Origin of the sequence: Leeuwenhoekiella sp. MAR_2009_132, assembly GCF_000687915.1 — a bacterium.
Classification (GTDB): domain Bacteria; phylum Bacteroidota; class Bacteroidia; order Flavobacteriales; family Flavobacteriaceae; genus Leeuwenhoekiella.
On the sequence record NZ_JHZY01000004.1, the window covers coordinates 886,288 to 903,694 of the forward strand.

General features: G+C 37.5%; 17 protein-coding genes and 1 riboswitch. Of the genes, 3 read left to right on the plus strand and 14 right to left on the minus strand.

Features of this window, described 5'->3' with window-relative positions; genetic code table 11:
- Positions 1-9 precede the first annotated feature (9 nt).
- The 3 genes from metF to P164_RS12245 all read right to left on the minus strand — a co-directional run bounded on the left by metF (position 10) and on the right by P164_RS12245 (position 4,883).
- Positions 10-963: a methylenetetrahydrofolate reductase [NAD(P)H] gene (gene metF / locus P164_RS12235; protein WP_028376625.1), complete on the minus strand. Its 954-nt coding sequence runs from the start codon at positions 961-963 to the stop codon at positions 10-12.
- 160 nt (positions 964-1,123) lie between these two features.
- Positions 1,124-3,847, minus strand: a complete 2,724-nt coding sequence (metH, locus tag P164_RS12240; protein ID WP_028376626.1) for a methionine synthase — start codon at positions 3,845-3,847, stop codon at positions 1,124-1,126.
- Positions 3,848-3,857: 10 nt separating this feature from the next.
- Positions 3,858-4,883, minus strand: coding sequence for a homocysteine S-methyltransferase family protein (locus P164_RS12245; protein ID WP_028376627.1), 1,026 nt, complete (start codon positions 4,881-4,883; stop codon positions 3,858-3,860).
- A gap of 111 nt (positions 4,884-4,994) precedes the next feature.
- Positions 4,995-5,099, minus strand: a riboswitch (SAM riboswitch).
- A 263-nt stretch (positions 5,100-5,362) separates the two neighbouring features.
- On the opposite strand from P164_RS12245, the gene P164_RS12250 reads away from it, so the two are divergent.
- The 3 genes from P164_RS12250 to P164_RS12260 are packed head-to-tail and all read left to right on the plus strand — an operon-like array spanning position 5,363 to position 7,190.
- Positions 5,363-5,950 carry a carboxymuconolactone decarboxylase family protein gene (locus P164_RS12250; protein ID WP_028376628.1) on the plus strand — a complete coding sequence of 196 codons (588 nt, stop codon included), beginning with the start codon at positions 5,363-5,365 and terminating at the stop codon, positions 5,948-5,950.
- An 11-nt stretch (positions 5,951-5,961) separates the two neighbouring features.
- The gene (locus P164_RS12255; RefSeq protein WP_028376629.1) at positions 5,962-6,816 is read left to right on the plus strand and encodes a HAMP domain-containing histidine kinase; all 855 of its coding nucleotides are present in this window, start codon (positions 5,962-5,964) and stop codon (positions 6,814-6,816) included.
- 2 nt (positions 6,817-6,818) lie between these two features.
- Positions 6,819-7,190 carry a response regulator gene (locus P164_RS12260; protein ID WP_028376630.1) on the plus strand — a complete coding sequence of 124 codons (372 nt, stop codon included), beginning with the start codon at positions 6,819-6,821 and terminating at the stop codon, positions 7,188-7,190.
- A gap of 6 nt (positions 7,191-7,196) precedes the next feature.
- Here the strand turns inward: P164_RS12260 and P164_RS12265 are convergent, their stop codons facing one another.
- From P164_RS12265 to P164_RS12315, 11 genes are all read right to left on the minus strand, one after another.
- Entirely contained in the window at positions 7,197-8,249 is a 1,053-nt protein-coding gene (locus P164_RS12265; protein ID WP_028376631.1) for an NAD(P)/FAD-dependent oxidoreductase, read from the minus strand.
- 46 nt (positions 8,250-8,295) lie between these two features.
- Entirely contained in the window at positions 8,296-8,889 is a 594-nt protein-coding gene (locus tag P164_RS12270) for a bifunctional precorrin-2 dehydrogenase/sirohydrochlorin ferrochelatase (protein WP_035899809.1), read from the minus strand.
- The gene (gene cobA, locus P164_RS12275; protein ID WP_028376633.1) at positions 8,879-9,643 is read right to left on the minus strand and encodes a uroporphyrinogen-III C-methyltransferase; all 765 of its coding nucleotides are present in this window, start codon (positions 9,641-9,643) and stop codon (positions 8,879-8,881) included. Before cobA ends, P164_RS12270 begins: the two co-directional genes overlap by 11 nt.
- Positions 9,633-11,729: a HEPN domain-containing protein gene (locus tag P164_RS12280; RefSeq protein WP_028376634.1), complete on the minus strand. Its 2,097-nt coding sequence runs from the start codon at positions 11,727-11,729 to the stop codon at positions 9,633-9,635. Before P164_RS12280 ends, cobA begins: the two co-directional genes overlap by 11 nt.
- A gap of 102 nt (positions 11,730-11,831) precedes the next feature.
- Positions 11,832-13,076: a sulfate adenylyltransferase subunit 1 gene (locus P164_RS12285; protein ID WP_028376635.1), complete on the minus strand. Its 1,245-nt coding sequence runs from the start codon at positions 13,074-13,076 to the stop codon at positions 11,832-11,834.
- A 102-nt stretch (positions 13,077-13,178) separates the two neighbouring features.
- The gene (cysD, locus tag P164_RS12290) at positions 13,179-14,078 is read right to left on the minus strand and encodes a sulfate adenylyltransferase subunit CysD (RefSeq protein WP_028376636.1); all 900 of its coding nucleotides are present in this window, start codon (positions 14,076-14,078) and stop codon (positions 13,179-13,181) included.
- A 12-nt stretch (positions 14,079-14,090) separates the two neighbouring features.
- The gene (locus tag P164_RS12295) at positions 14,091-14,714 is read right to left on the minus strand and encodes a phosphoadenosine phosphosulfate reductase family protein (RefSeq protein WP_028376637.1); all 624 of its coding nucleotides are present in this window, start codon (positions 14,712-14,714) and stop codon (positions 14,091-14,093) included.
- On the minus strand, positions 14,714-14,986 hold the full coding sequence (locus tag P164_RS12300) for a DUF2061 domain-containing protein (protein WP_028376638.1): 273 nt from the start codon (positions 14,984-14,986) through the stop codon (positions 14,714-14,716). The genes P164_RS12295 and P164_RS12300 overlap by 1 nt, the downstream gene beginning before the upstream one ends.
- A gap of 162 nt (positions 14,987-15,148) precedes the next feature.
- Complete coding sequence (locus tag P164_RS12305; protein ID WP_028376639.1) at positions 15,149-15,562, minus strand: RrF2 family transcriptional regulator; 414 nt, start codon at positions 15,560-15,562, stop codon at positions 15,149-15,151.
- Positions 15,563-15,591: 29 nt separating this feature from the next.
- Positions 15,592-16,758, minus strand: a complete 1,167-nt coding sequence (locus P164_RS12310) for a trans-sulfuration enzyme family protein (protein WP_028376640.1) — start codon at positions 16,756-16,758, stop codon at positions 15,592-15,594.
- Positions 16,759-16,975: 217 nt separating this feature from the next.
- Positions 16,976-17,398, minus strand: a complete 423-nt coding sequence (locus P164_RS12315; RefSeq protein ID WP_028376641.1) for an OsmC family protein — start codon at positions 17,396-17,398, stop codon at positions 16,976-16,978.
- Positions 17,399-17,407 lie beyond the last annotated feature (9 nt).

Consider the following 17,407-nt stretch of genomic DNA (forward strand, 5'->3'; position numbering starts at 1 on the left):
TCACAGCACTTAAAAAAGTGCGGAAGCAATCGCGTGCACATTATCACTTTTGCCCATAGAGTAGTAATGCAATACAGGAGCACCACCTGCCATAAGTTCTTTAGATTGTTGTATTGCCCAGTCTATTCCTACCTGGCGTACATCTGCATTAGACTTACAGTCATCTACCGCATCTATAAGATCTTGAGGCAAATCTATTTTAAACACTTGTGGTAATAACTGTAAATGACGTTTTACGGCAATAGGCTTAATACCTGGAATAATAGGAATATCTATTCCTTCGGCACGCACTAGATCAACAAACTCAAAGTATTTTTTATTATCAAAAAACATTTGAGTAACCACATAGTCTGCACCGGCTTCTACCTTTTGAATAAGCCTTTTTAAGTCTGTTTTTAAAGAAGGTGCTTCTAAATGCTTTTCAGGATAACCGGCAACACCTATACAAAAATCAGAACAGTCAGATGTTTCCACGACATTATTGAGGTACCTGCCTTTATTCATTTCTGAAATCTGCTCAACAAGACCTAATGCATACTCGTGGCCACCATTTGTAGGCTCAAAATACTGCTGCTCTTTCATGGCATCACCTCGTAGTGCCATTACATTGTGTATATCAAGAAAGTGACAATCTACCAGCAAATATTCGGTTTCTTCTTTAGTAAAACCACCACATAACACGTGCGGAACCGTATCTACATTGTACTTATGCTTTATAGATGCACAAATTCCCAGAGTACCCGGTCGCATGCGTGTTACCTTTTTATCTAAAAGCCCGTCTTTTTCTATATAAATAAACTCCTCGCGTGATGTAGTCACATCAATAAAAGGCGGTTTAAACTCCATCAACGGGTCTATATTATCATATAATTCCTGAATACTTTTACCCTTTCTGGGCGGTATCAATTCAAAAGAAAATAAAGTCTTCCCGTTAGCTGCTTTTATGTGATCTGTAATTTTCATAATGTCCCTTGTTTTCTCGTATGAAAACTTTATTCGGGTATTTTTAATTGAACAATTCTATTTATTTTTTTGGCGCTACCCTTCGGGTCGGGCTTTCGCTCGTCGCTGTTTTCGCTATCGCTTTAACGAGCTTCGGCAAGAGTTCAATCCCTAGCGCGTACTAATCGTCAGATATATTAGGATTTAACCATTTTTCTGCCATTCTAACTTCAATATTTTTGCGCGCTGCAAAATCTTTAACCTGATCCATTTTAATTTTTCCTAAACCAAAATAACGCGCTTCAGGATTGCCAAAGTAATACCCACTTACCGAAGCTGCAGGCCACATGGCCAGACTTTCAGTAAGCTCAACTCCAATATTTTTATGTACCTCAAGAACCTCCCAGATCGTAAGTTTTTCCAGGTGGTCTGGGCAAGCAGGATATCCCGGCGCAGGGCGTATTCCTTTATATTCCTCTTTAATCAATTCTATATTACTCAAGGCTTCATCACTTGCATAACCCCAGTGTTTTGTACGTACTTCTTTATGTAAATATTCCGCAAAGGCTTCAGCAAAACGATCTGCCAGCGCTTTTACCATAATACTGTTGTAATCATCGTGTTCTGCCTCATACTTTTGAGCCAATTCCTGAGTACCAAAACCTGCAGTCACGCAAAAACAGCCCATATAATCCTTTTTTCCGGTTTCTTTAGGCGCTATAAAATCTGAAAGTGCAATGTTAGGCTTACCCGATGCTTTTTTACATTGTTGACGTAAGGTTCTAAATACAAACTCTTTTCCCTGTTTTGTTTTTATTTGAATATCATCGTCATTAACGGTATTGGCTTCAAAAAGACCAAAAATCGCTTTTGCAGTGAGTAATTTTTCGTCTAAAATGCGTTTTAAAATTACTTTTGCATCAGCAAATAATTCGCGTGCCTGCTCGCCCACCACCTCATCATCTAAGATATCAGGATATTTTCCGTGTAAATCCCAACTTCTAAAAAACGGTGACCAATCAATAAAATCAACAAGCTTGTTTAGGTCAAATTCTTCAATAACCTGAATTCCCATTTCCGCAGGTTCAAAAGCCTCAAAACTCTCCCAGTCTAGTTTCCAATTGTTAGCTCTAGCCTGTTCTAGACTTAAGAAATCGCGCTTCTTTCCTCGGGTTAAAAACCGATCTCTAAACAAGGCATACTCTTCTTTAATACCTGCTTTATACTTCAATCTAGATTCAGGATTTAACAAATCCCCGACTACGGTTACCGCTCGCGAAGCATCATTAACGTGCACAACCGCTTCAGGATATTCGGGATCTATTTTAACCGCAGTATGCGCTTTACTTGTTGTAGCACCTCCAATTAATAAAGGCACTGTAAAGTTCTGACGTTTCATCTCTTTTGCGAGAAATACCATCTCATCTAGCGATGGTGTAATTAAACCACTAAGGCCTATAATATCTACGTTGCGCTCTTTTGCTGTAGCAATAATTTTTTCTGGCGGTACCATTACCCCCATATCTATAATCTCGTAATTGTTACACGCTAAAACAACGCTCACAATATTTTTACCTATATCGTGCACATCACCCTTCACCGTTGCCATAAGAACAAGATTTGATTTTGCTTTCTCATCTGCCGGCGGCGGATTCTTCAGCTTTTCTTCTTCGATATAAGGCAACAGGTAAGCCACTGCTTTTTTCATCACGCGGGCTGATTTAACAACCTGAGGTAGAAACATTTTTCCGCTTCCAAAAAGATCTCCTACAACATTCATACCCGTCATTAAGTGACCTTCAATAACATGTAATGGTTTTTCTGAAGCCAGCCGTGCTTCTTCTATATCTTCAAGAATATAGGCGTCAATACCTTTAACAAGAGCTCTTGTAATTCGGTTTTGAAGCGGTTCTTCCCTCCAGGAAAGATCAATAACTTTTTCTTTTGAAGTTCCTTTTACGCTTTCTGCAAGATCTAAAAGTCGTTCTGTAGCATCGTCTCTTCGGTTTAAAATAACATCCTCAACGTGCTCTAAAAGTTCTTTTGGGATATCATCATATACCTCGAGCATGCTAGGATTAACGATACCTATATTCATACCCGCTTTTATCGCGTGATATAAAAATACCGAGTGCATCGCTTCACGCACTGTATCATTTCCTCTAAAACTAAATGACACATTACTCACCCCACCACTCACACTTGCAAAAGGAAGATTTGCCTTAACCCATCGCGTTGCTTCTATAAAATCTATTGCATTGAGTTTATGCTCATCCATACCGGTGGCAACGGGAAAAATATTTAGATCAAAAATAATATCCTCAGGCGAGAAATTTACCTGATTTACCAGAATGTCATAACTGCGCTTTGTGATTTCTAGCCTACGCTCATAATTATCTGCCTGGCCTACCTCGTCAAAAGCCATTACAACTACTGCTGCACCATAACGCTTTATTTTTTTTGCGTGTGCTATAAACTCTGCTTCACCTTCTTTTAAACTTATTGAGTTTACCACGCACTTTCCCTGTACCACTTGTAGACCCGCTTCTATAATTTCCCATTTAGAGCTGTCTATCATTATGGGTACGCGTGAAATATCTGGTTCTGCTGCTATGAGATTTAAGAAGGTAACCATTGCTTTTTTTCCATCAATTAGACCGTCGTCCATATTGATATCTATAATCTGCGCACCGTTATCTACCTGATCTCTTGCGATTGCAAGCGCCTCATCAAATTTCTCTTCATTTATAAGCCTTAAAAACCTGCGAGACCCCGCTACATTTGTACGTTCTCCTACATTAACAAAATTACTTTCGGGCGTAATTATTAAAGGTTCGAGTCCGCTTAATTTTAAGGCCCTAAATGCTATTTTAGTCGTATCAGTTGCTTCTAATCCGTTATTCATAAATACTATATTATAAAGCTGATTGTGCCTTTTTAAAAGCCGGTAATGGTCTTGGCTTATACTCTTTTACAAGTTCTGCAATTGCGCGTATGTGCTCTGGTGTTGTACCACAACAACCCCCTACTATATTAATAAGTTGTTTGTCTAAATAGGATTTAATTTGAGAAGCCATTTCCTGTGCTGTCTCATCATATTCACCAAATGCGTTAGGCAATCCTGCATTAGGATATGCAGACACGGCAAAATCTGATTTGCTTGAAATAACCTCTAAATAGGGTGTTAATTGCTCTGCTCCTAATGCGCAGTTGAACCCCACCGATAGTAATGGCATATGCCCTATTGAAATTAAAAAAGCCTCTGCTGTCTGACCGGAAAGTGTGCGTCCTGATGCATCTGTAATTGTACCGCTTACCATAACCGGGACATCTATACCGCGCTCTTCTTTTAATTCTTCTATTGCAAATAGAGCGGCTTTCGCATTTAAAGTATCAAAAATCGTTTCTACCAGAAGTATATCTACACCCCCATCTATAAGCGCTTCAGCCTGCTGTCTATACGCAATACGCAACTCATCAAATGAAATTGCTCTAAAGCCGGGATCATTTACATCTGGCGACATACTCGCCGTTTTATTTGTAGGACCTATTGCTCCTGCTACAAAACGGGGTTTGTGTGGTTCTTTGGCAGTAAATTCTTCTGCTACTTTCTTAGCTATTTTAGCAGACTCGTAGTTTAAATCATATACAAGCGCCTCCATACCGTAATCTGCCATGGCAATCGTAGTGCCGCTAAAAGTATTTGTCTCTACAATATCTGCTCCTGCTTCAAAATATTGAGCATGTACATCTGCAATTGCCTGAGGCTGGGTAAGACTCAATAAATCATTGTTTCCCTGTACAGGACTGGGCCAATCTTTAAAACGCTCGCCACGAAAATCTTCTTCAGTGAATTTATAGCGCTGAAGCATTGTTCCCATAGCGCCATCAAGAACTAAGATGCGTTCTTGTAAAACATTATATAAATTATTCTGACTCATAAATCTCTTTCAAACTTCAATTACAAACATTAAAAAATGCTTTCTAAATTAGAAAGGTTCAGTAATTATGGTATCAAGAAAATAAAAAGGAAAGCCAGAATGACTTGTTTTTTGTTATCTATCCCTTACTAAATAAGAGTAGAACGTAGCACCTTCTCCAGAGGAGGGTTGCTAAGGCTTCAATGGGTCTAATCCCTCTGCCTTTCTTGATAACTTAATAAATAATGAACTTGTTTACAAAGATTGTAAAACAACTTGAGAATACACAAATTTTAAAGAATTAAAATTAAAAAGTTATCAAAATAAAACAGTTTTTAAATACGCTTAAATGAATCATTTATCCGCTTAAAAGTCTTAAAAAGCCATGTAATTCTACCCTTAAAATATTAATTGCCTGATTTACAATCTTGTATAAATTATTTTTTAAACTAAGTTTGTATACCCAAACTTATTACCTTAACAAAACCAAATTTAAACCTATGATTAGCAACACTACACAATCACATCCTCGTTTTAAAGTTGTTTCCTACGAAGAAGCTTCTGCTGAAGTTAAAGCCATCTATGATGATACTAAGAAAACACTTCAAATCCCTTTTGTTTTAAACTGGTTTAAATGTCAGGGGTCAAATCCTATTCTGTTAAAAGGTAATTGGGCCAAATTAAAATCTACACTCATGCAAGGTGATATTCCTAACGTTCTAAAACAGCTTATAATCTACAACGTCTCCAAAGAACGTAACTGTGAATACTGCGCACAAGCCCACGGAATTTTTGCAGACAGTATGAGTGCAATGATAAGTGAGAATGAAAATTTTAGAGTTACAAATGATCTTGAAAGTCCGTTGATTCCTGAAAGCTATCGCACTGCTATTAAAGTAGTAACTAAAGCAGCACTCAACCATGATATGATCGTAGATTCTGATTTTGAAAAACTTCGCGAGGCCGGCTTTGATGATGCAGAGATACAAGAACTTATGGCACAGGCAGATTTAGTAAATATGCTAAACACTCTGGCCGATGTTGCTGGAATCAAAATTGATAACGAGCTAATGGAAGCTCAAGCATAAAATTACATAAATTGAATCTAGCCGCCGCAAAGTACCGTATTACCTATGAGGCGTTTTCTAAATTTTCTGGCGGTTTAAGTAAGGTCGAAAACCTGGAGAACCTAAGCCATGTGGTTAGCAAACATCTAAAGTATCTTTTCAATTTTAAGATTTTTAGAATTCTTTTAATTGATAAAAATAATGTTACCGGCTATACTTTTGCCAAGGGTCAAACATGGATCTCAAAAAATAGGGAAGACGTCTTAACTTTTGAAAATAAATTACTAAAAGATCAAATCCCATTCTCAAATGCTATAAATGATTCAGATTTACCAAAATATTTAAATCATATTACACTTGACAATGGGCAACTGTGGGGGTGGTACATACCCTACTCAGATTATGAAGTATGTGTATCTCTAGTTTCTGATGATAGCGCTCAATTTAGCCTCAGTGATGTTGAAATTCTACATTTGCTGGTAGACACGCTCACCTCAAAGTATAGACAGATTTGTTTAAATCAAGAGATAAATCTTAAAAACCAGCGATTAGAAGATGCTGTCGCACAAATTGCACTTAAAAATAAAGAGATTGAAAAAATTAATAGTAATCAACAAAGCATTATAGATTCTCGTACCCGAGAGCTTCGTATTAAAAACAAGAAAATTCTTGAGCTTTTAAGATTGAATGCACACGAACTCAGAGAACCTTTATGTCGTATTTTAGGTTTATTAGAAATTTCAGACTACTACACAGATACCGAGTTACGCAATGAAATTTTACCTAAACTAGCAGAGTCTTCTTTTGAACTAGATTCTATTTTTAAAAGTGTCGTGATTAAGAGTGAGGAAGAAATCAAAAAATACTCCTATAATTATAATGATTAACTATGAGTAACCGCTTAAAAATAATGCTCGTAGATGATCAAAAAATGGCTAATTTCATTAATAAAAAACTGATTGCCGTCACCGAACTGGCAGCAGAAGTTATTGATTATACATTACCCGAAATCGCTTTAGCCGAAGTAGAATTTCAAAAGCCTGATGTTATTTTTCTTGATCTTAATATGCCTGTGATAAATGGCTGGAAATTTCTTGATAGTTTAACCGAAGCTAAAAATTTTACTAAAGTTGTAATACTCACCTCAAGTACAAGTGAAATAGATAGAGAAAAGGCTCAGAACTATACTCAGGTAATTGACTTTCTAATAAAGCCATTAACCAAAGATATAATGCTGAGCCTTAAATCTAAATTATACTAAAAATCCTTAATTAATAGCCTGTACAACTGCTTTCTCTGCTTCTTTACGCGTACCATCAAAACCGTCTATGCCACTTACAGTCGTATATTTCATAACATAGCGCTTACCAGGATTTATAATTTGATACGCAGCCTGACACATCATCGTAGCCTCGTGAAAACCACATAAAATCAATTTTAACTTACCAGGGTATGTGTTAACATCACCTATTGCAAAAACACCAGGTATATTAGTCTGGTAATCTAATGCATTATTTACTTTAATCGCATTTTTCTCTATCTCTAATCCCCAATCGCCTATAGGCCCTAATTTAGGAGAAAGACCAAATAATGGTATAAAAGCATCTGCTTCAAGAGTTACTTCACCTTCAGGAGTTTCTACAACAACCTGATCAAGTTTATCAACACCTGCAAGACCTACAACTTCACCCGGAGTTATTAGATTAATCTTACCTATTAACTTTAATTCTCTAACCTTTTCTACGGAATCTAAAGCTCCTCTAAACTCATTACGACGATGTATAAGAGTCACTTCTTTAGCGATATCTGCCAAATAAATACTCCAGTCTAATGCAGAATCCCCACCACCGGCGATAACAACTTTTTTGTCGCGATATACCTCAGGGTCTTTAATCATGTAAGCAACTCCCTTATCTTCAAACTCGTGAATATTAGGTATAAGCGGCTTACGCGGTTCAAAACTACCCAGACCACCAGCAATTGCAACCACCTTAGTGTGGTGTTGTGTTCCTTTATTTGTAGTTACTATAAAGCTACCGTCATCTTGCTTATCTATGGTTTCTGCACGCTCGCCTAAAGTGAAACCTGGTTGAAACTGTTTTCCCTGCTCAATTAAATTGTCAATTAATTTTCCTGCCATCACTTCAGGAAAACCGGGAATATCGTATATAGGTTTTTTAGGATAAATCTCTGACAACTGTCCGCCAGGTTGTGCAAGTGCATCAATTATATGGCACTTAAGCTTTAATAAACCGGCTTCAAAAACGGTAAATAATCCTGTAGGTCCTGCTCCAATTATAAGTATATCTGTCTTTATCATCTTCTTAATTCTTTGAGCTCTTACAGCTCCTCATTCAACTTTATCTTTAATTTTTGGAAATCAATCCTTTTGTAAATTCGTTAAGGGTTTCCACTTTTTCTTCAAAATCCCCTTTTATGGTTTTTCTATATTCGTTGATATTTTTAACCATATCATCAATATTTTCGGGTATCACATCCTCAAAAAACTGCCTTAAGCGTTTTGCTGTGGTTGGTGACTTTCCATTAGTCGAGATTGCAATTTTAACATTACCTTTTGTTACAATACCCCCCATATAAAAATCACAAAGCTCTGGTACGTCTGCTATATTACAGAGTAAAAAACGCTTTCTCGCCGCTCTGTAAATGCGTTTATTTACTGCAGGGCTATCTGTTGTAGCAATTACTATGTGACGCTTTTTAAGCATCGAACGTGTAAATCGTTTTTTAGTGATTTTTACATTAAATGTACTTGCTAGAGCTAAGGTTTCAGGTCTAAAAAAAGGAGCGACCATCTCAACAACAGCGTCAGGACTTGATTTTGTGAGAAACGTCAATTTTTCTAATGCTACATTACCTCCACCTACGATGAGGATTTGTAGGTTACGTACTTTTAAAAAAACCGGGTAAAGGGTATTATTCTCTTGAGGATCAATTATCATACGCTGTATATTCTAACTGCAAATTTAGCAATTGTGCACGATGTCTTACCACTTCACCTATCACAATAATTGATGGGTTAGTAAGTTTTAACTCTTGCACTACAGATTCTATGGTATCAATAGTGCCCACACCTATGCGCTCTTCTGCAGTTGTACCATTCTGAATAATTGCAACAGGGGTTTCATTTTTTCCGCTTTTGCGAAATAAATTTGTAATCTCTCCCAACTTGCTCATTCCCATAAGGATTACAACTGTAGCAGAGGATTGTGCTGCAAGTTTTACATCTTCAGAAAGGTTATGATCTTTAGTTGTACCTGTAATAACCCAAAAACTTTCAGAACTTCCTCGTTTAGTTAAAGGTATATTTTGATATGCCGGTACCGCAAGAGACGAAGATATACCCGGTACCATTGCTACCTCAATTCCGGCAGCTGCAGCGATTTCCATCTCTTCTGCACCTCGTCCAAAAATAAAGGGATCGCCACCCTTTAAGCGTACCACGTGGCCGTGACTTCTTGCACGTGAAATAATTAAATCATTAATCTGATCCTGCTGGTATGCGTAACATCCTTTGCGTTTCCCTACAAATATAAGTTCAGCATTTTGGGCATATTCAAGAAGTGATGGGTTTACAAGTGCATCGTAAAGAACAACATCTGCGCTTTGCAAGGCTTTCACCCCTTTCAACGTAAACAACTCAACATCTCCAGGCCCGGCTCCTACTACGGTAAGTTTTGGATTGTTAATTGGCATGAGCTAGTTGATTTTTTCGGTAAACATCTGCCCTGCTAAAGAATGCATTTGCATCAGAAAGATACGATTCAGCAAAGTCTTTAGTTGGCTCGTTATTCTGTATTTGATAAACTAATTCTGCAAAGGTTTTATCTATGGAAAGTGTAGCGTCTTCCTTAAACGTCTCATCAAATTCAGCAATAATATTTGCCTGTGTATTTGTCTTTACATTTTCTGAAAGTAAAATCGCCTTAGCTCCATTAACCAGACTTGCATACGTATGATATACGCTATCTGCCCAGCGTTTTTCTTCAAAAGATTCTATCGCACTTCCCAGTTTATCTTTAGCTTCTAAAAGTAGTGTTTGCACCAGATCAATTACTACACCAGCACACTCACCTACTCCTACTTCCTGAATATACTTCTCATCATTACCCCAGTCTATAAAGTCTGATGCAACCAGGTTGTCTGTATCTGAAAACGGTTTTAAGAAATCATAAAAATAACGCTGCCCCTTCTCATCATAATAACTTAGAAAATCTAAATCACCAGCATTCTCCTTATAATCATCAAGAATTCCACGTAGCGCCTGAGGTCCTCGTTTACTAGGAATTTTTATGACTTTATCTGCAAAACGACCCTGACCATCACCAACTACACCACCACCTAATAAAACCTGAAGTGCGGGAGCTACTAATTTATCTGGAGTACGTACAGACATCCCCTGAAAACCAATGTGTGCCATATTATGTTGCCCACAGGCATTCATACAACCACTTATCTTAATCGTGATTTCTTTATTGTTTAAATATTCAGGATATTCTGCAATAAGAACATCTTCTAATTTATCTGCAATACCGGTACTACTTGCAATCCCTAAATTACAAGTGTCTGTACCGGGACATGCAGTAATATCTGCGGTAGTTTCATATCCCGGACGAGCAAAACCAAGATTGGCTAGTTGTGAGTAGAAAAAAGGAATTGCCCCTTCCGGTATATGTCTTAATAAGATATTTTGACGCAGGGTGAATCGCAACTCATCACCTGCATATTTTTTAATTAATCCTGCTAAAGCACGTGCCTTTTCAGTAGAAAAATCACCTAATTTAACTTTGATTCCTATAGCTACTAATCCGTTTTGCTTTTGCTTAAAAACATTGGTAGCTTTCCAGGCTGCATAAGCTTTAAGGTCTTCAATTGTTACCTGTGGTGCTTCCATTAAAGGAGCTGTAATTTCTTTTTCAAATTCTGCGGTATCAATCTCAAAAGTTTTATAAGCAAGTGCTTTCTGCTCTTCTTCCACTAAGGCCATAAAACCATCTACTCCCAGATCTTTTATAAGGAATTTCATACGTGCCTTAAGACGACGTGCACGCTCACCGTGACGGTCAAAAACACGTAACACACCTTCAATTAAAGGAATTAGTTGGTTCACCGGTAAAAACTCATGTAAGGTATCTGCGTGACGCGGTTGTGATCCTAAACCACCACCCAACATCACTTTAAAACCACGTGCACCATCTTTAATCTTGGGTATAAAACCTAAATCATGAATAAATGCCAATGCAGAATCATCGTCTGTAGATGAAAACGACATTTTAAATTTTCTACCCATTTCCTGAGAAATAGGGTTCCGTAGAAAATACTGAAAAGTCGCGTGAGCATATGGTGTCGTATCAAACGCTTCATCAGGATTTATACCTGCATCTGGACTTGCAGTAACGTTACGTACGGTATTACCACAAGCTTCACGAAGTGTTACATCACTTTTCTCAAGTTCTGCCCACAATTCTGGAGTACGATCTAAACTCACATAGTGAATCTGAATATCCTGACGTGTGGTTATATGTAGTTTTCCTCTAGAATACTCATCAGAAACATCAGAAATACGCAAAAGCTGATCACTAGTAACCTTACCATAGGGTAATTTTATACGTATCATCTGCACTCCTTCCTGACGCTGACCGTAAACACCTCTTGCAAGTCTAAGACTTCTAAAACGCTCTTCATCTATCTTTCCATCTTTAAAAAGCTTGATTTTACGCTCAAGTTCTATGATGTCTTTTTCTACAACCGGGTTTTCTATTTCTGTTCTGAAGCTTTGCATAGCTTTTGTATTATATTTTTATAATTCATTTTAATCCTATGGGTGAAATAGGATTTTAGCAAAAAAGGATGCTTAAAATTATCATCCTTTCATCTGCGATTGTTAACCTATAAAACCAACTCCAGCAGTTGTGTTGCTCTGTGTATCAATTAAGATAAAAGAACCCCCTGCTTTATTATCGGCGTAATTGTCAAAAAATAAATTCTTACTCAATTTAAAGTTAACCTTACCTATCTCGTTTAGCGTGAGTTGATTTTTAGAAGTATCTTCTCCAGAATAATCAGTGGCAATAATACTTTCTATACTATCTATCTTGGCTAAAATTCGGTTCGAGTTATGCTGTATCTCATATTTTGCACCGGGAACTAATGCTTTCCCATCCATCCAACAAACTGCTGCTTTTAATGTCTTAGAAGATTGTGGCACCTCATCAGACTTCACTAAAACATCACCTCTAGTCACATTTATATCGTCTTCTAACGTAATAGAAACCGAACTTCCTGCTATAGCCTCATCATACTGCTCATTAAAAAATTCTATAGTTTTAATTTTAGAAGAAGTTAATGATGGGAGAACCGTTACAGCATCTCCTACTTTAAGACTGCTTCCATAAATTTTACCTGCATAACCGCGATAATCGTGAAATTCATCTTTTTTAGGTCGTATAACTGTTTGTACAGGAAAACGAGCTGCTGTTAATTCATCTTGCTCGGGCTGTAGTTCTTCAAGATAATCCAGAACACTCACCCCATCATACCAGGACATAACATTTGTTTCCTTTGCAACATTATCCCCTTTTAACGCACTTATAGGAATAAAAGTTATCTGCTGATCGTCATAACTACTTTGAGCATTAAGCTTCTCAAAATCTGCTTTAATATTCTCAAAAACCTGTTGATCGTAATCAACCAGATCCATTTTATTTACCGCAACAATCACATGTTTTACGCGCAGCAAATTATTGATAAAAAAATGGCGGTACGTTTGTTCGATCACGCCTTTACGAGCATCTATTAATATGATTGAAGCCTGCGCCTGTGAAGCACCGGTAACCATATTACGCGTATATTCTACGTGACCCGGTGTGTCTGCAATGATGTAACTTTTCTTTTTTGTAGAAAAATAAATGTGAGCCACGTCAATGGTAATTCCTTGTTCACGTTCTGCTACTAAACCATCTGTAGCTAACGAAAAATCAAGATAATCGTATCCTTTTTTCTTACTGTTGCGCTCAATGGCCTCAAGTTTATCGTCTGTTAGCGACTTTGTATCGTAAAGCAAGCGCCCTATCAAGGTACTTTTTCCATCATCTACACTACCTGCTGTTGCTATTTTTAGAACTTCCATTTTTATATTTCCCGTCCCTCTTTATGAGAAAGAGTTTTGTGGGTATTTTTAATTCGTATTCGTTTTCTTTAAGCCTATTGAATATTCTCGTGTCTTATAAGACTAAAAATACCCTTGTTGCTTGCGCTTTTCCATTGCTGCTTCAGAGCGCTTATCATCTATACGTGCTCCTCGTTCTGAAATAGTAGAAACTTTAATTTCACTAACAATACGTTCTATTGTGTCTGCTTCAGATTCTACAGCCGCCGTACACGTCATATCGCCTACCGTTCTAAAACGTACAATACGCTCTAAAACTTCTTCATCTTCTTCTCTATATACATACTTTGATGCACTCCAGATTAAACCGTCACGCACAAATGTTTTACGCTTGTGCGAAAAATATATAGATGGAATTTCAATTTGCTCTTGCTCTATATAACTCCATACATCAAGTTCTGTCCAGTTTGAAATAGGGAAAACACGTACGTTTTGACCGATTTCAATCTTTCCGTTTAAAAGATCGAATAACTCTGGACGCTGATTTTTCTCATCCCATTGTCCAAAATCATCTCGTACCGAAAAAATACGTTCTTTAGCTCTTGCTTTTTCTTCGTCACGACGTGCGCCACCTATACAAGCATCAAATTTAAATTCTTCAATTGCATCTAAAAGTGTCGTGGTCTGAAGCATATTTCGGCTTGAATATTTACCGGTTTCTTCAGTTACTTTACCTGCATCAATCGCATCCTGTACGTTGCGCACAATTAAATTCAACCCTAATTCTTCTACGAGACGATCTCTAAATTCTATAGTTTCAGGGAAGTTATGACCGGTATCAACGTGCAAAAGTGGAAACGGAATTTTACCCGGATAAAAAGCTTTTTGCGCTAAACGCACTAAGGTAATACTGTCCTTTCCTCCTGAAAATAACAATACCGGATTTTCAAACTGAGCCACTACTTCTCTAAAGATGTAAATAGCTTCGCTTTCTAATGCATTTGTTTTTAAAATCTTACTCATTGTATGCTTGTTTTAGGCGTGTAAGCCACACTCCCGATTCTCCAAAACTTTTGTTGGATCAAAATATTTATGTTCGTTTGGCAGGTTGTGTTCTGCCAAAAAAGTATCTAATTCTTCGTCGCTATAGTAGTAAAACGGACTCACTTTTAATACACCATCAGCTCCCAGACTCAATATATCTAAGTTGTCACGATGTGCCGTTTGCCCCTTTCTAAGATTTGTAAACCACACATCTGGTTTATGATTTGCCATAGCTCTTTTAAATGGCTCAAGCTTTACCTGCTCTGTAAACACCTTATGTAATGGATCGTCTATTTGCGGAATACCCATTACAACATCTCGATGTGAAGTTGTTTGTTTTGGGACATATAAGTCAACGCTCAACTCGAGAAGCTTAATAACCTCTTCAGCGTGTCTATAGGTATTAGGTGTATTATAACCCGTATCACACCACACTACCGGAATATCTTTTTGAGCCTTGCTGGCCGCAAATAATATTGCAGCTTCATAAGGTCTAAAATTAGTAGTAACCACAGGATTGTTTGCATTCTCAACAGCCCATTCTGCAATTTCTAAAGGCGATTTAGCTCTCAAATCAGCATTTAACTGCTGTAGTTCTTCAGTTGAATAACTCATTATTTACCCCAGTTTATAGTGTTCCAAAGACGCTCGTGAAAAAAGTATAATACCATTTTAGTAACTAATTCAATAGCTCCTATAGAAAATGCCAAAGCCAGTGTTCCGGTTACAAACCAGGAAATTAGTATGGTATCTATAGTACCCACTAACCTCCAGCTAATAGATTTAACAACACTTCGTAAAGGTTTCTCTGAAGTGGTATCTTTTTTATAGGTCGCCTTCTCTGGCTTGTCTGTGCGGCTTTCGCTATATACGTGATCTAAAATCATATCTCAACTACTAAATTCTGTATTTTACTTTAATCCTATCGATTTAGTAGGATTATAAAGCAAAAGTATACTTCGTGCCTTTTGTGACCAAATATTTTAGATATTTTTTTGAAACTTTTAAGTGATTTTCAGCATTTAAGCGATAAATCAAGAATTCTGCAACTATTCCTTTATTAGATCTGCTAATGTGTTATTATTAAGCACAGCCAGATTACTGTCTCGTAACTGCACCATTAAACTATGTACCGAACATGCGGTCTCATCAGGGCAATCATCACATTTTTCGTAGAAATTTAAACTTACACAAGGCACCATAGAAACCGGACCTTCAAGAATACGCATCACCTCAACCATTTTAATGTCTGCCGGTTGTCTGCGTAGATAGTAGCCACCACCTTTTCCTTTCTTACTTCCTAAAAAACCGGCTTTACGCAAGGTAAGCATAATGCTTTCTAGAAATTTTTGAGAGATATTTTCACTCTTAGCTATGGCTCCTATTTGCACAGGATCTTCACCCTTATGCTTTGCCACATAGGCTAGCGCCTTTAAACCGTACTTTGTTTTTTTAGATAACACAGCCTAAAAGTATGCAAAAAGTTATTATTCTAAGCTTTTAAGGCTTGATCCAGATCTGCAATGATATCTTCTACGTGCTCAAGACCTACCGAACAACGTACTAAACCATCTGTAATACCTACTTCGAGGCGGTCTTCTTCAGCCAATTTACTGTGCGTAGTAGAAGCGGGATGCGTAACAATCGTGCGGGTATCTCCTAGATTTGCTGAAAGCGAGCACATTTTAATCGCATTTAAGAAATTACGACCGGCATCAATGCCTCCTTTTACTTCAAAGGCAACAATGTTACCTCCTAAACGCATTTGTTTTTTAGCCACTTCGTACTGAGGATGTGATTTTAAGAAGGGATATTTTACCATATTCACTTTATCGTGGCTTTCTAAGAACTCCGCAACTTTAAGTGCGTTTTCGCAATGACGATCTGCTCGCACGTGAAGTGTTTCTAAACTTTTTGAAAGCACCCAGGCATTAAACGGTGATAATGCCGGCCCGGTATTACGGGCAAATAAATAAATCTCACGTACTAAATCTGAACGCCCTACAGTCACGCCACCTAAAACGCGCCCCTGACCATCAATCATTTTTGTTGCAGAATGAATTACCAAATCTGCACCAAATTTAATAGGCTGTTGTAAATACGGAGTCGCAAAACAGTTATCAACTACAAAAATAAGATTGTGCTTTTTTGCTAAGTCCCCTAAATACTGAAGATCCAAGACATCACAACCGGGGTTTGTAGGCGATTCTACATAAAGAATTTTAGTTTCGGGCTTGATGAGACGTTCTGCTTTATCTACCTCATCTACTTTAAAATAAGAGGTTTCAATATTCCATTTTGGAAGGTATTTTGTAAAGAGCGTATGGGTAGATCCAAAAACTGAACGTGCTGAAACAATATGATCGCCACTATCTAAAAGCGCAGCAAAAGTTGAAAACACCGCTGCCATACCTGTTGCAAATGCATAACCAGATTCGGCTCCCTCCAGCTTGCAGATTTTATCTACAAACTCACTGGTATTTGGGTTTGTAAAACGGCTGTAAATATTACGGTCTTTCTCTTCGGTAAACGATGCGCGCATATCTTCTGCATCCTCAAAAACAAAACTGGAAGTAAGGTATAAAGGCACAGAATGCTCTAAAAATTCACTTCGGTTTAATTGGGTGCGTATCGCTTCAGTTTCAAAATGCTTGCTCATTACTTTCTTAGATGTTAGATAATAGACATTAGATTTGAGATACTCGTTTTGATGATCTAATCAGATGTCTAAAATCCTGTTTCATTTTTTTGTGGTCTTTAAAAGGTTAGAACGTTTAATCGTAATATCGTTAATCCCCTCTTATACTTCACTTTAAGACCCTTTCTTTTCTATTTTGTATTCTTTTATCTAAAATCTTAAGTCTTAGATATCAAATCTACTCGACTTCTTCGCCGTTTAAAAACACCTTGTAAGTGATATCTACACCTGCCTGTAAGGTAATTGAAACCGAACAATATTTCTCAAAACTTAATTTTGCGGCGCGCAATGCTTTTTCCGGCGGAATGTCTCCTTCTAAATACACGTGTACACGCATCGCTTCAAAAGGCTTGGCACCTCCTACTTCTTTGCGATCACCTTCTATTTCCACGTGATATGAATCTACCTCTAGCTTTTGCTTTTTTAAGATTGAAATGATATCAATAGCACTACAGCTACCTACACCCATAAGAAGTAATTCCATAGGGCTACTACCCTGAACCACATCTCCGGTTTTATTATCTATCATCACCGAATTGCCTGAAGCTCCTTTTGCTTCAAACAGGTAATCGGTGTTTTTACGTTCAAGTGTAACTTTCATGTTGTATTA